14 protein-coding genes, 1 other RNA gene and 1 other annotated feature are annotated in these 17,663 nt (G+C 48.0%); of the genes, 1 reads left to right on the forward strand and 14 read right to left on the reverse strand.

Going from position 1 to position 17,663, the window contains the following annotated elements:
• Positions 1–129: 129 nt before the first annotated feature.
• The 4 genes from BLD48_RS10355 to cymR are packed head-to-tail and all read right to left on the reverse strand — an operon-like array spanning position 130 to position 3,487.
• On the reverse strand, positions 130–786 hold the full coding sequence (locus BLD48_RS10355; RefSeq protein ID WP_071500157.1) for a tetratricopeptide repeat protein: 657 nt from the start codon (positions 784–786) through the stop codon (positions 130–132).
• 13 nt (positions 787–799) lie between these two features.
• Complete coding sequence (gene mnmA, locus BLD48_RS10360; protein WP_071500158.1) at positions 800–1,924, reverse strand: tRNA 2-thiouridine(34) synthase MnmA; 1,125 nt, start codon at positions 1,922–1,924, stop codon at positions 800–802.
• A 12-nt stretch (positions 1,925–1,936) separates the two neighbouring features.
• The gene (locus BLD48_RS10365; RefSeq protein ID WP_071500159.1) at positions 1,937–3,067 is read right to left on the reverse strand and encodes a cysteine desulfurase family protein; all 1,131 of its coding nucleotides are present in this window, start codon (positions 3,065–3,067) and stop codon (positions 1,937–1,939) included.
• Between the two features lie 12 nt (positions 3,068–3,079).
• On the reverse strand, positions 3,080–3,487 hold the full coding sequence (gene cymR, locus BLD48_RS10370; protein ID WP_071500255.1) for a cysteine metabolism transcriptional regulator CymR: 408 nt from the start codon (positions 3,485–3,487) through the stop codon (positions 3,080–3,082).
• 63 nt (positions 3,488–3,550) lie between these two features.
• Here cymR and BLD48_RS10375 point away from each other — a divergent pair, with 63 nt between their 5' ends.
• Complete coding sequence (locus BLD48_RS10375) at positions 3,551–4,864, forward strand: replication-associated recombination protein A (RefSeq protein WP_071500160.1); 1,314 nt, start codon at positions 3,551–3,553, stop codon at positions 4,862–4,864.
• Between the two features lie 41 nt (positions 4,865–4,905).
• Here BLD48_RS10375 and BLD48_RS10380 read toward each other — a convergent pair whose 3' ends face one another.
• From BLD48_RS10380 to recJ, 10 genes are all read right to left on the reverse strand, one after another.
• Positions 4,906–5,670: a tRNA threonylcarbamoyladenosine dehydratase gene (locus tag BLD48_RS10380; protein ID WP_071500161.1), complete on the reverse strand. Its 765-nt coding sequence runs from the start codon at positions 5,668–5,670 to the stop codon at positions 4,906–4,908.
• A 100-nt stretch (positions 5,671–5,770) separates the two neighbouring features.
• Positions 5,771–5,960, reverse strand: a non-coding RNA gene (ssrS, locus tag BLD48_RS10385) — 6S RNA.
• A 67-nt stretch (positions 5,961–6,027) separates the two neighbouring features.
• Entirely contained in the window at positions 6,028–7,230 is a 1,203-nt protein-coding gene (locus BLD48_RS10390) for a DASH family cryptochrome (protein WP_071500162.1), read from the reverse strand.
• Between the two features lie 765 nt (positions 7,231–7,995).
• Complete coding sequence (locus tag BLD48_RS10395; RefSeq protein WP_071500163.1) at positions 7,996–8,583, reverse strand: DNA-3-methyladenine glycosylase; 588 nt, start codon at positions 8,581–8,583, stop codon at positions 7,996–7,998.
• Positions 8,584–8,638: 55 nt separating this feature from the next.
• Positions 8,639–10,405 carry an aspartate--tRNA ligase gene (gene aspS, locus BLD48_RS10400; RefSeq protein WP_071500164.1) on the reverse strand — a complete coding sequence of 589 codons (1,767 nt, stop codon included), beginning with the start codon at positions 10,403–10,405 and terminating at the stop codon, positions 8,639–8,641.
• Positions 10,405–11,682, reverse strand: a complete 1,278-nt coding sequence (gene hisS, locus BLD48_RS10405) for a histidine--tRNA ligase (RefSeq protein ID WP_071500165.1) — start codon at positions 11,680–11,682, stop codon at positions 10,405–10,407. Before hisS ends, aspS begins: the two co-directional genes overlap by 1 nt.
• Before the next feature lie 40 nt (positions 11,683–11,722).
• Positions 11,723–11,948 (reverse strand) — a binding site (T-box leader).
• Between the two features lie 56 nt (positions 11,949–12,004).
• Complete coding sequence (gene dtd, locus BLD48_RS10410) at positions 12,005–12,442, reverse strand: D-aminoacyl-tRNA deacylase (protein ID WP_071500166.1); 438 nt, start codon at positions 12,440–12,442, stop codon at positions 12,005–12,007.
• A gap of 13 nt (positions 12,443–12,455) precedes the next feature.
• Positions 12,456–14,654 carry a RelA/SpoT family protein gene (locus BLD48_RS10415; protein ID WP_071500167.1) on the reverse strand — a complete coding sequence of 733 codons (2,199 nt, stop codon included), beginning with the start codon at positions 14,652–14,654 and terminating at the stop codon, positions 12,456–12,458.
• A gap of 139 nt (positions 14,655–14,793) precedes the next feature.
• Positions 14,794–15,312, reverse strand: coding sequence for an adenine phosphoribosyltransferase (locus BLD48_RS10420; protein ID WP_012370959.1), 519 nt, complete (start codon positions 15,310–15,312; stop codon positions 14,794–14,796).
• Entirely contained in the window at positions 15,291–17,600 is a 2,310-nt protein-coding gene (gene recJ, locus BLD48_RS10425; protein ID WP_071500168.1) for a single-stranded-DNA-specific exonuclease RecJ, read from the reverse strand. Before recJ ends, BLD48_RS10420 begins: the two co-directional genes overlap by 22 nt.
• Positions 17,601–17,663: the final 63 nt, after the last annotated feature.

Raw genomic sequence — 17,663 nt, forward strand, 5'->3', positions numbered from 1 at the left:
TTCATCTTCTGTCAAATTGTTAATAGGTACAGTATATCGATATCTTTAAACACAAAAAACCCCGAATGGGCTTTTATCAAGTGTCCACCATTCAGGGTTCAGTTCAGACATCGGGAACGGCGAGTTTTCTTATTTTAATAACGCATCCATCTTCGCTTTTGCATCTTGTGCCAACGTATGGTTCGGTTGATACGAAAGGACGGTTTCAAGTTCGGTATAACACGCTTCTTGCTCTCCTAAGAAGGCGAGTGCAATCGCATAATTGTAACGTGCATCCGTATGCGTCTCTTCCAGCAATAGCACCTGTTCGAAGATTTCTGCTGCTTCTTCGATCTGTTCGTTTTGGGCGAGCGCCAATCCGTACTGGAAGGCAATTTCAACATCAACGCCGTTCAATTCCGTTGCCTGTTTCAGACGGGGAATTCCTCGAATCGGGTCACCTAACTTTTGGTACGTAAGTCCGAGCATAAAGTGTAAATCGGCATCATCTAGTCCATGTAGTAACGCAAGTCGTAACGATTCTTCCGCTTCGACGAGTTGATCTGCCGCGAAAAACAAGGCCCCTTTTGCATAATGGGCACTGGCAAACGTCGAATCGATCGTTAATGCCTTCTCATAAAACCGAAGTGCCCGATCTGCATCATCCATCGATTGGAGTAATGTGCCCAGATTGACATAGGCCGTCGGATCGTTTGGCTGTTCTTCAATCGCATCGTTAAAGGCCTGAGCAGCCAGTTCATAGTTACCGGACTCCAGATGTCTAAAACCTACTTCATTATAGTTCATATACTTCTCTCCCTTACGCAAGATACGTTAAGCGTTCCCCTGCTTTGTATGCTTCATCGATCGTCGCACCACCTAGACAGATGTCACCATCATAAAAAACGACCGCTTGTCCAGGTGTAATCGCACGTTGGCGTTCGTCAAATGCGACGTCAAGACGACCGTTTTCGAGCACACGGACCGTGACCGCCGTATCTGTCTGACGGTAGCGGAATTTTGCCGTACACCGGAACTCCGTCCCAACCGGCATCGATGCCGTCCAACTGATATCAGAAGCGTATAACCCTTCCGAGTACAACAATTCATTATGGAAGCCTTGTTCGACGAATAAAATGTTGTCCGCCAGGTTTTTACCGACGACGAACCACGGTTCACCGTCTCCACCGATGCCAAGACCATGCCGTTGTCCCATCGTATAATACATCAGACCATCGTGGCGTCCCATCGTTTTCCCGTCCAGCGTCCGCATTTCACCCGGTTGGGCCGGTAAATACTGACTGAGGAATTGTTTGAAGTTTCGTTCACCGATGAAACAGATCCCGGTCGAATCTTTTTTCTTCGCTGTCGCGAGGTTCGCTTCTTCAGCGATTTTCCGGACTTCTGACTTTTCCATATGACCGATCGGGAACATCGCTTTCGCAATTTGATCTTGTGACAGTTGGTTCAAGAAATACGTTTGATCCTTGTTTGTATCGACGCCACGAAGTAGTTTATGTTCCCCATCTTCGTAGACGGCACGGGCGTAGTGTCCCGTCGCAACGAAATCAGCACCAAGACGCATCGCGTGATCAAGGAACGCCTTGAATTTGATTTCTTTGTTACACATGACATCCGGGTTTGGCGTCCGTCCGAGTTTGTATTCGTCTAGGAAATACGTAAAGACTTTATCCCAGTACTCTTTTTCAAAATTGACTGCATAATACGGAATACCGATTTGGTTCGCAACAGCGATGACATCTTCATAATCTTCTGTCGCCGTACAAAATCCGTTTTCATCTGTATCGTCCCAGTTCTTCATGAAGATCCCGATGACGTTGTACCCTTGTTGTTTTAATAAATAAGCCGTGACGGAAGAATCGACACCGCCGGACATTCCGACGACAACCGTTGTTTCGCTAGGCGCTTTTGCGCGTGTATTCATTTTCTTCACCTCTTAGTTGTTCTGAAACGATTTTACGATATCTATCAGTCCTTGTGCGAGTAGTTCGACTTGCTCCAAGTCATTCCCTGAACCAAAGCTGATCCGGACAGACTGTTTTGTCCGCGGATTTTCACCGTACATCGCCGACAGGACATGGGACGGTTCAATCGACCCTGCGGTACAGGCACTCCCGCTCGAGACGGCAATTCCCCGCATATCGAGCATGATCAAAAATGGTTCGATCTCGACATGGGGGAAATAGAGGTTGATGACTTGCGCCAACCCTTCCGCACCATTGATTTCAAAGTCGATTGTCGATGCATGTAAGCGGTCAAGTAACCGCGTCCGTAACTGATGGTACTTTTTTGTTTGTTGCTCCTGTTCCTCGACCGTCAACCGGACAGCTTCCGCAAAACCGACGATACCGGCGACGTTTTCGGTCCCGGCACGACGCTTGCGTTCCTGCTCGCCACCAAAAGACTGTGCTTCCAGCTTTAGACCAGAGCGGACATACAATAAGCCGACTCCTTTTGGTCCGTTGATTTTGTGACTCGAAGCGGATAACAGGTCAATTCCCATCGCTTCGACATCAATCGCCCTCTTGGCAAAAACCTGGACGGCGTCCGTATGAAACAAAATCTGCTGTTCCCGTAAGAAACGACCACATGCCGCAATCGGCTGAATCGTTCCGACTTCGTTGTTGCCAAACATGATCGACACTAAAATCGTATCGGTCCGAACCGCAGCACGTAATGCGGATTCCGACACGACACCGGACGCAGATACATCGAGATAGGTCACTTCAAACCCACGTTTTTCGAGTTCTTCGAATGCGTGAAGGACAGCATGGTGCTCGAAACGTGTCGTAATGACATGGCGCCCCTGGTCTTGATATTGCATCGCGGCTCCAATGATGGCGTAGTTATCCGCTTCCGTTCCCCCGCTCGTAAAGATTACTTCCGTTGGTTTAGCGTTTAATTCTGTCGCCATCACTCGTCGTGCTGTGTCGATCGCTGCCCGACCGGATCGTCCGAACGCATGCACGCTCGACGGATTGCCAAACTGCTCTAACATGTATGGCGTCATTTTTTCCAATACTTCCGGACGCATCGGCGTCGTCGCCGCATGATCAAAATACATCATTGTTTTCACCTCTCATATATAAAACATGTAGCCTGTATCGTCTTCTTCGGCTAAATCTTTTAACGTCGTCGAATCGAGGACATCGTCAACGGCACGTTGGATTTTATCCCATAACTTCCGTTTCGTCACTTCGTCACAGTTGTCACCTTCGACGACGACGAGTGGTCCTTCGAGCAAACGAATGATGTCGCCTGCCGTAATCTCATCTGCTGGACGCCCTAGTTTGTATCCACCGTAAGCCCCACGAACACTCTTGACGAGACCACCGTTACGCAGCGGTGCAATCAACTGTTCTAAATAGTGTTCCGATAAATCATAACTTTGAGCAATTTTCTTTAAGGATAATGGCTTTAACTCGCCTCCTTTAGCAAGGGCAATCATGATTGTCAGACCGTAACGGCCTTTTGTCGAGATTTTCATCATGCGAAAAAACATCCTTTCTAGTATAGTAGTAGCTAAAAGTCGAAAGAAGGAACGCTACCTATGGCTCATCTATTTGAATCACACTCTCCAGCTGGTCCACTCGCCAATCGGATGCGTCCTCAATCCTTGGACGAAATCGTTGGACAACGTCACTTAATCGGAGAAGCAACCTTGTTACGTCGGGCGATCCTTGCCGACCGGCTTGGGACCGTCATTTTCTACGGACCACCCGGGACCGGCAAAACGACGCTTGCCCGAGTTATCTCCAGTTATACGAAGTCAGCGTTTGAACAATTGAATGCTGTCACGGCAAAACTGGATCAACTGCGCGAAGTCCTGAAGGCGGCTGAATCACGACTCCAGTTTGACCAACAAAAAACGATCTTATTTTTAGATGAAATTCATCGGTTTAATAAAATGCAGCAAGATGCGTTATTGCCAGCCCTTGAAGCGGGCACGATCACGCTGATTGGTGCGACGACAGAAAATCCAAGTTTTGAAGTCAATGCGGCTTTGTTATCGCGAGCAACCGTCTTCCGGTTCGAAACACCGACGACCGATGATTTACGGGTCGTGCTGCGACGTACCTTACAAGATCAAGAACGAGGGCTTGGGAAATATCCGATTACGATCACGGAAGACGCCGTCGACCATTACGTCAAATTATCGGACGGGGATTACCGGGCTTTACTGAATGCACTTGAACTCGCCGTCTTGACGACACCGGAAATCGATGGGGAAATCACGATTGACCTCGCGGTTGCCGAAGAATCGATTCAACAAAAGGCCTTAAAATACGATAAAGACGGGGATCGACATTACGATGTCATCTCTGCCTTCATCAAGTCGATTCGTGGCTCGGATCCCGATGCTGCCTTATACTGGCTCGCTGTCATGATCGAAGCTGGGGAAAGCCCTCGCTTCATCGTCCGACGCCTGTATGTCCACGCCGCTGAAGACATCGGGTTGTCCGATCCCCAAGCCTTATTGCTCGTCGATGCCTGTGCCCGGGCTTGTGAATACATCGGTTTTCCGGAAGCACGCATTCCACTTGCAGAAACGGTCCTGTATTTAGCGACTGCTCCGAAATCAAACGCCGTCATCACAGCAATCGATAAAGCACTCGAACTGGTCCGTCGTTCCGACGGCGGTCCGGTTCCCCCACATTTACGCGATGCGCATCATGCTGGGGCTGCCGCGCTAGGTAACGGGGTCGAGTATCAATATCCGCATCAGTTCCCACATGCTTATGTCAAACAAAACTACTGGCCCGAAAATCTGGCACGAACAAAACCTGTCTTCTACACACCTAGTCCACGTGGTTTTGAAAAACAAGTGCAGGCCCGACTCGATTTTTGGAAAAAACAACCGTAAGTGTACGTATCAGAAAAAGCGACCTCCTGAGGTCGCTTTTTTTAACGGACACGTTCGATGATGACGCCTGCTTCCCGAACGATTTCATTGATGACATAACTCGCCGCAATCAATCCCCCTACGGATGGGACAAAGGCATTCGAGCTTGGTGGCATCTTCGCTTTCCGGATGACAGCTTCGTCATTCCCAACGACTTGCCGCACTTCTTCGATGATTTTGACAGGTGGTTCGTCGGAGAACACGACAGGTACACCTTTATGGATTCCCTCTTTACGTAATCGTGTCCGAATGACTTTCGCGAGCGGGTCATAACTCGTATCCTTGATGTCAACGATCTTGATTCGAGTCGGATCCATCTTATTCGCCATCCCCATACTCGAGATGATCGGAATCTGACGTCGCTTACACTCTTTAATCAAATGAATCTTAAAGGAAACCGTATCCGACGCATCGATGACAAAATCCGGATTTTCAGCGAAAAAAGCTTCGTAAGTTTCTTCATTGTAAAACATCTTTAAACGAACAATCTCGAGGTCGGGATTGATTTGCATCAACCGATTGGCCATCGCATCGACCTTCGGCTGTCCGACTGTCGGGAGTAAAGCATGAATCTGGCGATTGACGTTCGTAATGTCGATATCATCTTTATCGACGAGGATCAAACGGCCAACACCACTACGGGCAAGGGCTTCCGCCGAAAACGAACCGACGCCGCCAATCCCTAAAATTGCGACAGACTTGGATGCCAATGCGTCAAGTCCAGTCTTACCGATTGCTAATTCATTACGTGAAAATTGATGTAACATCTCATAACCTCACAATACTCATACTGTTTTACTCGGAATTATATCATAAAAAAAAACGTCATGCGACGTATAGATGAATCACTTTTTAAAAAAATAAACGATGGGACCCGAAGTGCCGTGTCGATACCTTATTTTTGAACCTGCTGTGCAGGTGGGTGTCTTATCCGACTCCTATTCGTACGTCCTCCTGCTGTGTTACGAGGCATGTACTACTAGTTGGAACGTCAGACTCCCTATCAAAAAAGAGTGGCTCAAAGATAAAAGGCGGCTCTCGTACATCTCAGGAACCCCATCTGTTGCATTTAATATAGCATTCCCCTTATCGAAATGCAACTGGTTCTGACTCTTAAAATTTGATCATTTTTCAGTCGTTTCACTTGACATCCAACGCCGAATGAATGCCCCTGCCGGATCGTATTTTTGCTGTTGGAATTCCGGGTTGAATCGTGGTATGCGTGTCGCGTTTCCGACCCCTGCAATGTAGGCCCAGTTCCCATAATTGGAAGCGACATCGTAGTCAATCAACTGCTGTTCAAAATAACGCGCCCCGATCCGCCAATCTTGTTTCAGATCGTGAATCAAATAACTCGCCGTAATCTGGCGTCCCCGGTTCGACATCCATCCCGTTTCTCGAATTTCACGCATGAAGGCATCCACGAATGGTTGACCGGTCCGTCCCGCCATCCAGGCATCGATCGCCGATTGATCCGTTTCCCATGTCAGATGACCATCTCGCAAGCCATTGGACCGAAAGAGACGATGCCCCGTTTCCCGCATCGTCAAGTGGAAAAAGTCACGCCACAACAATTCGAAGTATAACCAGTAAGTCGATTCGTTCGCCCCGTGCAGACGTTCAGTTCGTTGTAACTCTGCCATGACACGCCGTGGCGAAAGCGAACCGTTCGCAAGCCAAGCCGATAATTTTGAGGAATCATCGCGATCAAACCCGTTCCGCGTCTCTTTATACGTAAAGACAGGTCGTTCCAGGTACTCGGTCAAACGAGCACGCCCTGCCGCTTCACCGCCTGCAAACGGAAACGCCGTATGCGGATGATCCACAGCTCTCGCCTCTGGCGGTTCGACATACCGGACTTCCCCCGGTGCCTCGATTGGTTCAGCGAATCGACCGGATTCTTCGACTCTTTTTCGAAATGCGGTAAAGACTCGTTTCAGTTCATCACTACCAATATCTTCCCGAAGATGTAACGTTTGTGTCTCATACATACAGGCTGTAAACTGTCGCAGAACCGCTTGCTCCAGACGCTCTTCATAAAAACCAGTCATCCTGTGAAAATAGACGACATCTTCCGGTTCAATGAATCGTGAGAGTTGTTCCATCGTCTCCCCTCGCAAAATCGTCAGTTCGATTCCGAGTTGCCCTAAATGATCCCGTAAGGATTCGAGCGTCTCCCGTTCAAATGTCACGTGTTGATGTCCTCTCGTCTCTGTCTCCCGTTGAATGAAAAGCGCTCGGACCGTCTCTTGTTCGGTACAGGCACGCGACAAGGCTTGATGATCATCGACCCGTAAATCATTTCGATACCACACGATTCCCGCCATTTCATCAGCTCCTTTTTTCTTGTCTACTCGTACTATCTCAGTCTTCCGCTCTTACGCAAAGAATCAATGTGCGGAAAAGGTTTTGATTTTTTGTTTTAGTGGAATATGATTAATACAACTTACTAAGGAGTGAATCATTTCATGGCAGCTAAAAAAGGGAAATTAAAGACATTAATCACGCTCGCTACGACGGTCGGACCAATCGTCTACAAATTCTATAAAAAACAACAAGCTAAAAAATCAATCAACACACCAAAATAATGTATCTGTTAAACACGCTTCCCTTATCGAGAGAAGCGTGTTTTTTGATGTCTAGATTTTTTGTTCCACCGCATTGCGATGGATTCCACTTATTTCTCGTTGTTTTTTATCAAAATCAGACGAGAATACTCCCACTTCTAAACGTTCAGGGCGAAGCCCTAGTGCAAGTGAGGGATGAATCGTCTTCGGGCAAGGCGTGTCTTCCGACACGTCAATTGTCCGACACTCTTGGTTTGAAAACAATTAAAATCAGGAATAAAAAAATGTCGCGTTCTTTGAAAACTGAAGATATAGGGTTGTGACAGGAAGTTCGTCTGTCACGTAAAATCTTCAACGTTCATCTTGCGGATGATCGAAGTAGCGAAAACCAAGCAGAGTAGGCATCCGCGCAAAAGAAACGGACAAGATTAACGTTCAACCGTCGGGACGACGGGGTAGCCTGATAAATTTTCGACCGGTAGGTAGGAATCCTCCACCTCTTAGCGAAGCGTAGGTGGAGGTAGTTCACTTTTTGCTCACTCCACTGCTCCCCTCTTCGTAAAAACGCCAAGGGTATGCCGTGGCCTCGCCGGCGTTCGGAATCCCGATTCGGGTCGTCTGCACGATGGTTCCTGCAGGTCCTGCCTCGATTCGAAAACGAGAATCCGTATATACATCGACACCGGAGTCAGCCGTCGTCAATCCGAACGCTTGGCACAACTTCGCTGGACCATTGACGAGATTTTTTTGTTCCGTTTTTGTCAATGTCACATACGGTTTCTCAAACCGGCGTTCTGCGATGAGATCATGTCCGCTTATAATCTCCGCGCCACGCAGTAACACCGCATACCCTTGACCCACCTCCCCACAGACGATGTTCAGACAATGATGCATGCCATAAGTAAAATACACATAGATGTGACCGGCCGGCCCAAACATCGGCGCCGTCCGTTTCGTCGGGCGTCCGCTATAGGAATGGGCCGCTTGATCATACGGCCCAAGATAGGCTTCGACCTCGACAATCCGCATCGTGACTGCATCAACCGTCAGAAGACTTCCGATTAATTCCGGTGCGACATCGACCGGTGATCGTTCAAAAAAAAACCGTTCCATCTTCATTCCTCCTAAAAAAACAGATTTCCCTCTGGCAGAAGGAAATCTGTATTGTTTATGATTGTTTGACTGCCGTTCGGATCGACAATTCGTTTAATTGTGCATCCGAGACCGGACTTGGTGCTGCTGTCAACAAGTCACTCGCCGACGCCGTTTTCGGGAAAGCAATCGTATCCCGTAAATTCGTCCGTCCCGCGAGTAACATGATGAGACGGTCAAGACCTAACGCAATCCCCGCGTGAGGCGGCGTTCCGTATTCGAACGCTTCCATCAGGAATCCGAACTGTTCGTTCGCTTCTTCTTCCGTGAATCCAAGCAGTTTAAACATCCGCTCTTGAATATCACGTTCGTAAATCCGTTGTGATCCTCCACCTAACTCATACCCGTTCAAGACGAGGTCATACGCAACGGCTAGGACGCTGCCCGGGTCCGTCTCGAGTTTGTCGAGATCTTCCCGGCGTGGCATCGTGAACGGATGGTGGTTCGCATAAAAACGACCGTCTGCCTCTTCAAATGTCACGAGTGGGAAATCCGTCACCCAAAGGAAATTAAAGATGGTCTCGTCAATCAATCCAAGTTCTTTTCCAAGTTTTTGACGAAGTGCACCGAGGCTGTCAGCAACGATCGAAGCTTTTGCTGCCACGAAGACAAGTAAGTCACCGGCTTCAGCAGCCGTTGCGTCAACAAGACGTGCCGTCGCTGCTTCATCAAAGAACTTCGCGATTGGACCGTTCAGACCTTCTGCTGTCACTTTGACCCACGCGAGACCTTTCGCCCCATAGATCGCCGTGAATTCTTGTAATTTATCGATATCTTTCCGTGAAAACTGATCTGCTGCCCCTTTGACGTTTAAGGCTTTGACTTCGCCACCTGCTTCAAGTGCCATATCAAAGACTTTAAAACCGGCTCCTGTGACCGCTTCCGCGACATCAATCAACTCAAGACCAAAACGTGTATCCGGCTTATCTGAACCAAAGCGGCTCATCGCTTCTACGTGAGGCATCCGTGGGAACGGTGTCGTGATGTCTTTTCCGAGTGTTTCTTTCATGACACGTGTCATCATCGCTTCCATCATCGCGTACAAGTCTTCGACATCCATGAAGCTTGTTTCGATATCGACCTGTGTGAATTCCGGTTGGCGGTCTGCTCGTAAATCTTCGTCACGGAAACAACGGGCGATTTGGAAGTACCGCTCAAAACCAGACACCATCAACAATTGCTTAAACAATTGCGGTGATTGTGGCAACGCATAGAATTCGCCGGGATGAACACGACTTGGAACGAGATAATCACGTGCGCCTTCCGGTGTCGACTTCGTCAAGATTGGTGTTTCAACTTCAAGGAAGTCTTGTTCATCGAGGAAGTTTCGCATGATGTTCGAAGCTTTCGAACGCAGACGGAATGTTTCTTGTAACGACGGACGACGTAAGTCCAAATAACGGTACTTCAGACGAAGATCTTCCGATGTTTGTTCCGCTTCGTCACTGATTGGGAACGGCGTCATTTTCGAAGCGTTCAAGATGATGACTTCATCCGCGACGACTTCGACTTGTCCCGTCGGAATGTTCGGATTCGGATTTTCACGTTTGATGACGGTTCCTTTAATATCGAGCACGTATTCTGAACGGATCGTTTCCGCTAAGCGGTGTGCTTGTTCGTTTTCAGGTTGGAACACGACTTGGACGATCCCGGTCCGGTCGCGTAAGTCGAGGAAAATCAATCCACCTAAGTCACGGCGTTTTTGAACCCACCCTTTTAACTGAACCGCTTGTCCAATTGTTTCTTCTGTTACTGTTCCGTTCATATGTGTACGTCCGATCATTATGCTTCCTCCTTTAATTTCGCAACAATCGTGTCGGCAACTGCTGACAGCGGGACATCAATCTGTTCACCGGTCGACATATCTTTTAGCGCCGCTGCACCACGCTCGACTTCTTCGTCTCCGAGGATGACGGTAAAGCGTGCTTTCATGCGGTCTGCTGCTTTGAATTGCCCTTTAAACTTCCGTCCGAGGTAATCCCGATCCGCAATGAGTCCTTCTAGACGCATCAATTGCAGCAAACGGGTTGCCGTTTTTTCGACTTCATCGTTTCCTTGCGCCACGATGAAGGCATCAATCGACTCATCGATTTCCGGTAAGACCGCTTCGTTTTCAAGTGCCATCAACAAACGTTCGATTCCAATACCAAAACCGATTCCCGGTGTCGCCGGTCCGCCGATCTGTTCGACAAGTCCGTTGTAGCGACCGCCCCCACAAAGTGTCGTGATCGCCCCGAAACCTTCTGCTTCCGACATGATTTCAAACGACGTGTGGTTGTAATAGTCAAGACCACGAACGAGTGTCGGATCAATGACATACTCGATGCCTAACGCATCCAGATGAAGCAAGACTTGATCAAAATAGTCTTTTGATGCCGGGTTCAAGAAGTCAAGAATCGATGGTGCCGTCGCCATGCTCGGGTGATTGCGGTCAACCTTACAATCAAGGACACGCAGTGGATTGGCTTCGAGACGATTCTGGCAGTCCTGACACAACTCATGCGCAACGGGCTTGAAGTGATTGACCAGCGCTTCCCGGTGCGCCGCTCGACTTTCACTGTCACCGAGTGAATTGATGACAAGCTTTAATTTCTTTAAGCCGAATGACCGATAGATGCTCATTGCAAGACTGATGACTTCTGCATCGATTGCCGGTTCTTCACTGCCTAACGCTTCGACGCCGTATTGGTGCAGTTGACGGAAGCGACCGGCTTGGGGACGTTCATACCGGAACATCGGTCCGATATAAAATAACTTGACCGGCTGATTCGGTGAACCGTACAGTTTATTCGTCACGAACGACCGAACGACGGCAGCCGTCCCTTCCGGACGAAGCGTAAACTGCTCTTTGCCGCGTTTTTCAAGCATGAACATCTCTTTTTGGACGATGTCCGTCGTCTCACCGACACCCCGTTTAAACAGTTCTGTCTCTTCAAAGATCGGTGTCCGAATTTCCTTGTAGTTGTATCGTTTACTGATCTCCCGTAACTGGTTTTCAATATACTGCCAACGCTCGACCGTACCCGGAAGCACATCAAACGTTCCGCGTGGTAATTTCATCCTAATTCCTCCTTTTGAATACAAAAAAAGCCCTCGTCCGCAAAGGGACGAGAACTTGAAGATCCCGTGGTACCACCCTGGTTGCTGAATTACATTCAGCCACTCGGTGCAGTTAACGCCTGCTTACGATTTCCCCTACTCTGCATATTTCAGGAAAATACCTCAAAAGGGTCTTTCATCTAGTTCGCCTGATCACCCTTTCAGCCAAAGGGGCGACTCTCTAAGCAGCCGAGATCTAAATTACTCTTCTTCGTCATCGGTTCTATAATCGTTCTGTTATCCCTTATATTGCCTCGTTCGAAAGATCCTGTCAAGACTTTGGTCACTTTTCTAAAATCAAGGTGACCGGACCATCGTTGACGAGTGCCACATCCATCATCGCTCCGAACTGTCCTGTCTCGACCGTCAGTCCCTGCTTACGCAAACGGTCATTAAATGCTTCGTACAGTTCGTTCGCATGATCCGGTTTTGCGGCTTCCGTAAAGGCTGGGCGTCGGCCTTTTTTGACATCTCCGTATAACGTAAACTGGGAAACGGATAAAATACTTCCATCGACATCCTGAAGCGATCGGTTCATTCGTTCTTCCTCGTCCTCGAATACACGTAACCCCGCAATTTTATCCGCTAACCAATTGACTTGTTCTAGCGTATCTTCATGCGTGACCCCGACGAGTAAAAGAAATCCTTGATCGATTTGACCGGTAATCAATCCATCGACCGTCACGCTTGCTTCTTTGACCCGTTGTAATACGACTCGCATTCCTATCCGCTCCTTATGTCATCATGACGCGATGCACGGCATACACGTCTGATATCTGTTTAATCCGATCGACCACTTTCTGCAAGTGGTTGACGTTGTCAATCGCAATCGTCATTGAAATCTTCGCTTGTTTGCTGTCGTCCCCTTTACCGCTGACGGCCACGATATTCGTATTCATCGCCGAGACAGATTGAAGGACATCATTGAGGAGACCTGCCCGGTCAAAACCGGAAATTTCAATCTCAACGTTGTAACTTTTGACCGTCTTGCCTTCATGTTCCCATTCGACTTCAAGCAACCGTTCCGGATTTTGTTCATGGATGACGTTCAGACAATCCGCCCGGTGGATCGATACGCCGCGACCACGGGTGATGTAACCGACGATATCGTCTCCTGGAACCGGATTACAGCATCGGCTCATCCGGACTAACATATTGTCGATTCCCTTGACACGGACACCTTCCGGATTCTGTTTCTTCGGTCGGTCAAATGTCTTCATCCCGCTGATGGCTTCGTTTAATTCCAGATTCTTCGATTCCTTGTCTTTGCGCAATTTTTCCGTCAATTTATGGGCGACTTGAGCCGCGGTCAGTCCATGATAACCGACTGCCGCATACATATCTTCTTCCTGACCAAAATTAAACTTCCGTGTCACGTCTTCGAGTGTCTTTTCATTGATGACGTCTTTCGGCTCGAAACCAAGTTTTTTCACTTCCGCTTCAATCAATTCGCGGCCTTTTAAGACATTTTCTTCTCGTTGCTGGCGTTTGAACCATTGACGGATTTTGTTTTTCGCTTGGCTCGACACACAAATCTTCAGCCAATCCTTGCTTGGTCCGTAACTGTGTTTTGACGTGACGATTTCAATGATGTCCCCTGTTTTCAATTTATAGTCAATCGGAACCATCCGTCCGTTGACTTTCGCTCCGATCGTCCGGTGGCCGATTTCCGTATGAATCCGGTACGCATAATCAATCGGCACCGATCCTTTAGGTAATTCAATGACATCACCTTTTGGTGTGAAGACATATAACATGTCGCTAAAGAAATCGACTTTGACAGACTCCATGAATTCTTCTGCATCTGCTGTATCTTTTTGAAGCTCTAAAATTTCACGGAAATGAGCGATTTTATCTTCAAAACCGGATTTTGCTTCCTGTTCCTTGCCTTCTTTATAGGCCCAGTGTGCGGCAATTCCGTACTCGGCGATGAAATGCATATCGCGTGTCCGAATTTGCACTTCAAGCGGTTCACCCTTCGGCCCGATGACCGTCGTATGCAGTGACTGGTACATGTTCGGTTTAGGCATGGCGATGTAATCCTTGAAGCGACCCGGCATCGGTTTATATTGGGTATGAATGATTCCGAGCACCGCGTAACAATCTTTGATCGAGTCGACGATGATCCGGACTGCCATCAAATCATAAATTTCGCTAAATTCTTTTTTGGAATTTTGCATTTTATTATAAATCGAATAGATGTGTTTTGGACGTCCATCCACATCTGCTGCAATCTCGACTTCTTCAAGCACTTCATTGACTTCATTAATCACGGATGTGACCAGTGCTTCCCGTTCCGTCCGTTTTTGTTTCATCATCGAGACGATCCGGTAGTATTGTTGCGGATTGATGTAACGAAGACTGATATCTTCGAGTTCCCATTTAATCGTCGAAATCCCGAGACGATGGGCAAGCGGTGCAAAGATTTCGAGTGTTTCTTCCGCTTTTTGAACTTGCTTCTCTTTCACCATATGTTGCAACGTCCGCATATTGTGCAAACGGTCGGCTAGCTTAATCAAGATCACACGAATGTCTTCTGCCATCGCAATGAACATCTTCCGGTGATTTTCGGCTAATTCTTCCCGTTTGGATTTGTATTTGATTTTTCCGAGTTTCGTCACACCATCCACGAGCATCGTCACGTCTGCTCCAAATCGTTCCGTTAGTTCCTCCAGCGTAATGTCAGTATCCTCGACGACATCATGAAGAAGAGCGGCAACGATCGTCGTCGCATCTAGTCCGATATCCACTAGTATCCCCGCTACTTGAACGGGATGAATGATGTAAGGTTCACCCGATCGGCGAAATTGTCCTTCATGCTCGTCTTTTGCGAATTGATAGGCACGTTCGATATCTTTGACTTCTGCCTCGGTCATGTACTCCGCACATCGAGCGAGAAGGTCTTCTACATTTACGATTTGTTTATTTGTCATCCCTTATCCTCACCCAGTCCCCGGGATTGATTACGCTGAATCCCTAATATATATCTTCTATTATCGTGAAATTTTGATAATATGTCAAAATAAAAAGAAATACCCCCCCGACTACAGCCGGGAGGATATCTACTACGTATTAATCTGCGTAACGAATCAAGGACAAGATATCGTATCCTTCTAATTTTTCACGTCCACCTAACCCATCGAGTTCAATCAAGAATCCGATTCCGGCAACTGTTCCGCCAAGCTGCTCAATCATTTTGATTGTCGCTTCGATCGTTCCACCTGTCGCAAGTAAATCGTCGAGAATGACGACACGTTGTCCGGGTTGGATCGCATCGTGATGCATCGTCAAGACATCTTTTCCGTACTCGAGACCATACTCGACACGAACTGTCTCACGCGGTAGTTTCCCTTCTTTACGAACCGGTACGAAACCGATTTCCATCGCATAAGCGGCCGGACAACCAACGACGAATCCACGTGCTTCTGGACCGGCAATGACGTCTGCACCTTGTTTACGCGCATAATCGATCAAAGCATCGACCGATTGTTTGTAAGCTGGACCGTTCTGCATCAGTGATGTGATATCTTTGAAACTAATTCCTTCTTTCGGCCAGTTTTCGACCTCTTTTATATGCTGTTTGAACTCCATGTCATTTCCTCCTGCTTCGCCGCTTCTACCAAAGTATCAAAACGCTCTTTCAACTGAGCGAGTGACGAATAAATGTATTGTTGCTCAAGACGTTGACGTCCCTCGTGACGCTTGTACGTCGCGGCTTCCGTCAAATCTCGTTTTTCAGCATTCGGGTTCACACCCGGCAGCCCATCCTCCATTGTAACAAGAAAATCCAGTTCCGAAAACACTGAATGCATAAAGTTAATCGAACGTTTCGACCATTTTCGGGATTTCGACAAACGGACGAGTCCGATTCGCAGTTCATCACGGGGACATTTGGCAAAATAATTGAAGTACTGTTTAAACTCTTCCCGGGAAGGAATCGTCTCGAAATAGTATCCTTCGTCTTTAAACGCGCAATACACGCGCTCCGCCTCTTTCAAGTAGGGCAAAAAGGCAGATTCTTCTTCCGGTAAGTCTAAAAAGACGATATTCGCTTTGATCGGACCGTTCAAGGGACGTTCGGCGTACTTGGTTTGTGTGTCTTTCGAAAAGGCAACTAACGTCGTCATGTCTTCTGGTAACTCAAACACATCCGTCAACGGTTTTTTGCCACCACGATAATCAAACAGTTGAACATCGACGACGGCCAAATCCTGAATCATCAGTTGCGGTTTTCGGAAACCGTTCCACTCATTGATGTTTAAACTCCCCATCAACGAGACGTCCGCTAACGAAGAAATCTCATCGACCGCATCACCAAAACCAAATCCAATCCCGTCAAGTTCCGTTTTTCCATCCGTCACGAGCATTTTTAAATGGGTTAAGTCACGACCGATCCGCTTTAAATCGCGAATGCTGGCTCCTTCGACCACGACACGCGGCGAGGGATTTCCCATACCAAATGGGGCCAATTTCCCCATCTCTTCGATCAACCCAATCGAAATGTCTGATACGCTGAGACGTAAGTCAATCTCCGTCGTCGCGATGAACGCCTCATCCGGTAAACCAGCGGCTTGGGCATTCAACCGTTCCCGTAAAACGATGACATCCTCTGACGATAAAGTCATTCCTGCTGCTGCCGGATGTCCTCCGAAGTGTGGCAAGATGTCTTCGCATCGTGTCAATTCAGCAAACAAATCAAACGCAGCAATTGATCGACCCGAACCTTTGGCTGTTCCTTTTTCCGTATCGTGGCACAAAAGAATGACCGGACGATGGTACTTCTCAACAAGTCGTGAGGCAACGATTCCGACGACCCCGGGATTCCACTGATTTGAGTCGACGACTAAGACACGATCGGACAAATAATGACGTTCGACCAAATCAATCGCCTCTTCCGCGATTTTCTTGACGATGTCTTGCCGTTGTTTGTTCTGTTGATCCAGTTGTTCTGCGAGGATACTGGCTTCTTCGATCGTTTCCGCCAGTAACATCTCAAGCGCCGGCATCGCAGAATCAAGGCGACCCGCTGCATTGATCCGTGGACCAAAGGCAAAACCGACCGATTCTTCCGTCAACTCGTCTTCCACTAGACTGCAAACTTTCCGTAACGCTAAAATTCCGGGACGTTCACTTGCGTTTAAAACTTCGATTCCTTTTGCTGCAAGTAACCGGTTTTCACCCACTAACGGGACTAAATCAGCAATTGTCCCAAGAACGGCCAGGTCAAGCAGTTCCTCCGGTACCCGCCCGAGCAGGGCATGGGCGACTTTAAAAGCGACACCGGCGCCGGCCAGTTTCGAATACGGATAGTTTGTATCGACACCAGGATGAATCATCGCAAAGGCATCCGGTAAGACGTCTTTTGCTTCATGGTGATCGGTAATGATCAAATCGACACCCAAGTCTTGTAAGACTTTTGCTTCGTCAATTCCAGAAATACCACAGTCGACGGTGATGACTAAACCAAATCCTTCTTCAGCTGCCCAACGGAACGCAGCTTCGTTTGGTCCATATCCTTCCGTAAAACGGTTTGGGATGTAACATTCCGCCATCGCTCCGATCTCAACTAACGCATGCCAGAGGATCGCGGCAGAACTGACACCGTCGACGTCATAATCCCCATAAATCAAAATCATTTCCCCTTCTTCAGCTGCCTGCTGAATCCGGGCCACGACCTTGTTCATATCCTGAAAGAGGAACGGATCATGAAAGTCCATCTGATCGGCTTCTAAAAACGCTTTTGCCTGTTCTGCCGTCTCGAATCCACGTTGTACGAGCAGATGCGCGACCTGTCGGGACACGGCCACTTGTTCTGCCAACTCGTCTATTTTCAGCGAATCGACTTCTTTGTCGATCCATGTTTTCTTTGAATGATACATCTAACCCCTCCAATCAACTTCATCATTATAAAACAAAACCCGCGTTAGCGATAGCTAACGCGG

The organism is Exiguobacterium sp. KRL4 (genome assembly GCF_001870785.1).
Taxonomy (GTDB): Bacteria; Bacillota; Bacilli; order Exiguobacteriales; family Exiguobacteriaceae; genus Exiguobacterium_A.